Source organism: uncultured Oscillibacter sp., from assembly GCF_900544955.1.
In the GTDB taxonomy this organism is placed as follows: domain Bacteria; phylum Bacillota; class Clostridia; order Oscillospirales; family Oscillospiraceae; genus Oscillibacter.
The window spans coordinates 1-3,338 of sequence record NZ_UQXD01000076.1 but is presented as its reverse complement, the minus strand read 5'-3'; the positions used below and the strand labels follow the sequence as shown (position 1 = coordinate 3,338).

The following is a 3,338-nucleotide window of genomic DNA, read 5'->3' as shown; positions in this document are numbered from 1 at the left end:
ATGCACTTCGGCGAGCCGGGGAACCTGGCCTACCTGCGGCCCAACTGGGCCAAGGCGGTGGCGGACCTGGTGAAGAGCCACGGCGGCCGCCCCTTTTTGACGGACTGCAACACCCTCTACGTGGGCGGGCGGAAGAACGCCCTGGACCACATCGAGTCCGCCTATGTCAACGGCTTCACCCCCTACTCCACCGGCTGCCACATTCTCATCGCCGACGGCCTGAAGGGCAACGACGAGGTGGCGGTGCCCGTGGAGGGCGGCGAGTACGTGAAGGAGGCCAAGATCGGACGGGCCGTCATGGATGCCGACGTGTTCATCTCCCTGACCCACTTCAAGGGCCACGAGCAGGCGGGCATGGGCGGCTGCCTGAAAAACATCGGCATGGGCTGCGGGTCCCGGGCGGGGAAGATGGAGCAGCACAACGCCGGAAAGCCCTTCGTCAAGCAGAAGAAGTGCATCGGCTGCCGGGCCTGCGAAAAAATCTGCGCCCACGGCGCCCCCGTCTTCGGCGAGGACGGCAAGGCCGCCATCGACACGGACAAGTGCGTGGGCTGCGCCCGGTGCCTGGCCATCTGCCCCAAGGACGCCATCGCCTCCCGGGACGACGAGGCCCCCGCCATCCTGAACAAGAAGATCGCCGAGTACACCAAGGCCGTGGTGGACGGGCGGCCCTGCTTCCACGTCTCCCTGGTGCTGGACATCTCCCCCAACTGCGACTGCCACGGGGAGAACGACGCGCCCATCGCCGCCGACGTGGGCATGTTCGCCTCCTTTGACCCGGTGGCCCTGGACCAGGCCTGCGCCGACGCGGTGGTGGCCCAGCCTCCCCTGCCCGGCTCCGTTTTGTTCGACGGGGGATGCGACTGCACCTGCGGCGACCTCCTCCAGGCCGCCCATCCGGACACGGAGTGGCAGGTGTGCCTGGAGCACGCGGAAAAGCTGGGCCTCGGCACCCGGCGCTATGAGCTGATCAAAATCTGAGCCGCTGACACGGGAAAAGGCGGGACGCAAGTCCCGCCTTTCTCTTCTGCGTTACGCGAACAGGGCGTTGAAGGCCGCCACCACGTCCTCCACGCCGTCGCAGGCCGCCAGCAGCACGTAATTGCCGTTGGAGACGATACGGGAGTTGGTCTTCCAACCCTCGATGGTGGCGGGGTACCAGGCCCCGCCGGGGTTTGCGTCGTCGCCCACCTGGTAGTCGATCCGCTGCTGGAAGACGTCCTTCACCGCCTGGACGTCCGCCCCATCCTGCACCTCCACCAGCGCCAGCTCGCCCACGGAGGCGGAGATCATGGCCACGTACACGGCGCACTGGGCTGTGGCAATGTCCCCCAGCCCGGGGTAGAGGGAGGTCAGGGCCTCTCCCTCCAGCCGGCTCATGGCGGGCAGGGAGGACCCCTCCCCGGTCAGGGAGGCGTAGAAGGCCGCCAGGTCCACACCGCCGGCGGGGACACCCGCCTCCGGCTTCTGCACCGGCTGACTCTCCGGCTTCTGGGTGGAATCGGCGGCGCCTCCGCCGGTCTGGGGCTTCTGGGAGGGGGTGGCGGTGCCGCTGCCCGTCTGGGGCGTCTCGGCGGGGGGAGTGACCGTGGCGCCGTCGCCGTCCTGGGTCTCGCTCTCCTCGCCCTCCTCCGGGGATGCCGGGGGCGCCTCCGGGGCGCCGTCCGCGCCGTCTCCGGCGTCCTCCCCTTCGGGGGCGGTGATGCTCGGGGCGTCCTCCGGCTTTTCCGGGGAGCTCCCGCCGCCGCAGGCGGTGAGGGACAGGGCCAGGGCAAGGGCCAGCAGGCCCGTCAAAAGTCGGTATTTCATCGCGTGTTCTCCTTTGTCCTTGTTGGCAGGCGCCGGGGGCGCCTCCGTGTTTCCCCTGTTCCGACGGGCGCCGCCGGAAAAAAGTTCCCCTGTCCGCCGGGATTTTTCCCATTTTGGACAAGCTATCCCCATCAACCCACCAGGAGGTCTTGCGCATGCGCCACGCCCGCAGAGATATGTTTGTCATCGGCTTCGCCCTGTTTTCCATGTTTTTCGGGGCGGGGAACGTCATCTTCCCGCCCTACCTGGGCCTGGGCAGCGGAGCCCAGTGGCTGCTGGGCTTTTTCTGCTATTACATGGCGGATATCGGGCTGGCCCTGCTGGCCCTCTTCGCCATTTTGCGCAGCGGCAGCCCCGAGGGCATCACCCGCCCCATCGGCGCCGTCCCATCGGCGGTCCTTATGAGCGCCATCGTGCTGTGTATCGGCCCCATGCTGGCCATTCCCCGCACGGCGGCCACCACCTACGAGATGTCCCTGGCGCCCCTGGTCTCCGGCGTGTCCCAGGCGCTGTTCTCCGCCCTGTTCTTCCTGGTGATTCTGCTGCTGTGCCTGCGGGAGTCCGCCGTGGTGGACATCGTGGGCAAGGTGCTGACCCCGGCGCTGCTGATCGGGCTGCTGGTGCTCATCGTCAAGGGCGTGCTGGACCCCATCGGCCCGGTGCCGGAGCGGGTGCTGGTGGACAACGTGCCCCGCACGGGCATCGAGGCCGGTTACCAGACCATGGACGTGCTGGCGGCGATGGTGTTTGGCATCATGCTCAAAAGCGCCCGGGACAAGGGCCACACGGCCCCCAGGGACCAGTTCCGGGTGGTGGCGGGCGCCGGCGCGGTGGCCGGCGCGGCGCTGCTGGTGGTCTACCTGGGGCTGACCTACCTGGGGGTCACCACCTCCCGCTTCTTCGATCTCACGGTGCTGCGGACCTTCCTCATGGTCTCCATCGTCCGCAGCCTGCTGGGCAGCAGCGGCATCCTCCTGTTTTCCGTGGTGGTGGCCCTGGCCTGCGTCACCACCGCCGTGGCCCTGGTCAGCTCCGCCGCCGCCTATTTCTCCCGCCTCTCCGGCGAGCGGGTGCCCTACTGGCTGCTGACGGTGGTGATCTGCCTGTTCAGCGCCGTGGTATCCACCTTCGGGCTGGAGCAGATCGTGTCCATCGCCGGTCCCATCCTGGACCTGGTGTATCCCCCCACCCTGGTGCTCATCGCCCTGGCGCTGGTCCGCCGGTGGATTCCCAACGACTGGGTATACCGGCTGGCGGCCCTGGGCGCCCTGGTCTTCAGTCTGCTGTCGGTGCTCCGGCACTGGGGGATGGACCTGGCCTTCCTGGACGCCCTGCCTCTGGCCTCCTTCGGCTTTGGCTGGGTGGCCCCGGCGGCGGTATGCGGCGCCCTGGGCCTGCTGGCGGGCCGCCGCCCCGCCTGAGGCGGCCGGTCCCATCCCCGCCCCCGGCACTGGGCATTTCCTTCTAACTGCAAGAAAAGGACCTGCGGCTATGCCGCAGGTCCTTTTCCTTGTTCTCAAACGCTCAGC

The 3,338-nt window shown here is 68.4% G+C and carries 3 protein-coding genes; 2 read left to right on the top strand and 1 reads right to left on the bottom strand.

Features of this window, described 5'->3' with window-relative positions; all coding sequences use genetic code 11:
* Nucleotides 1–981 (top strand): DUF362 domain-containing protein (locus QZS21_RS11545; RefSeq protein WP_295583548.1); only part of this gene is annotated, 981 nt, incomplete at its 5' end.
* Between the two features lie 51 nt (nucleotides 982–1,032).
* On the opposite strand, the gene QZS21_RS11540 is transcribed toward QZS21_RS11545, so the two are convergent.
* Complete coding sequence (locus tag QZS21_RS11540; RefSeq protein WP_295583546.1) at nucleotides 1,033–1,809, bottom strand: DUF4358 domain-containing protein; 777 nt, start codon at nucleotides 1,807–1,809, stop codon at nucleotides 1,033–1,035.
* Between the two features lie 176 nt (nucleotides 1,810–1,985).
* On the opposite strand from QZS21_RS11540, the gene brnQ reads away from it, so the two are divergent.
* Nucleotides 1,986–3,230 carry a branched-chain amino acid transport system II carrier protein gene (brnQ, locus tag QZS21_RS11535; protein ID WP_295583543.1) on the top strand — a complete coding sequence of 415 codons (1,245 nt, stop codon included), beginning with the start codon at nucleotides 1,986–1,988 and terminating at the stop codon, nucleotides 3,228–3,230.
* Nucleotides 3,231–3,338 lie beyond the last annotated feature (108 nt).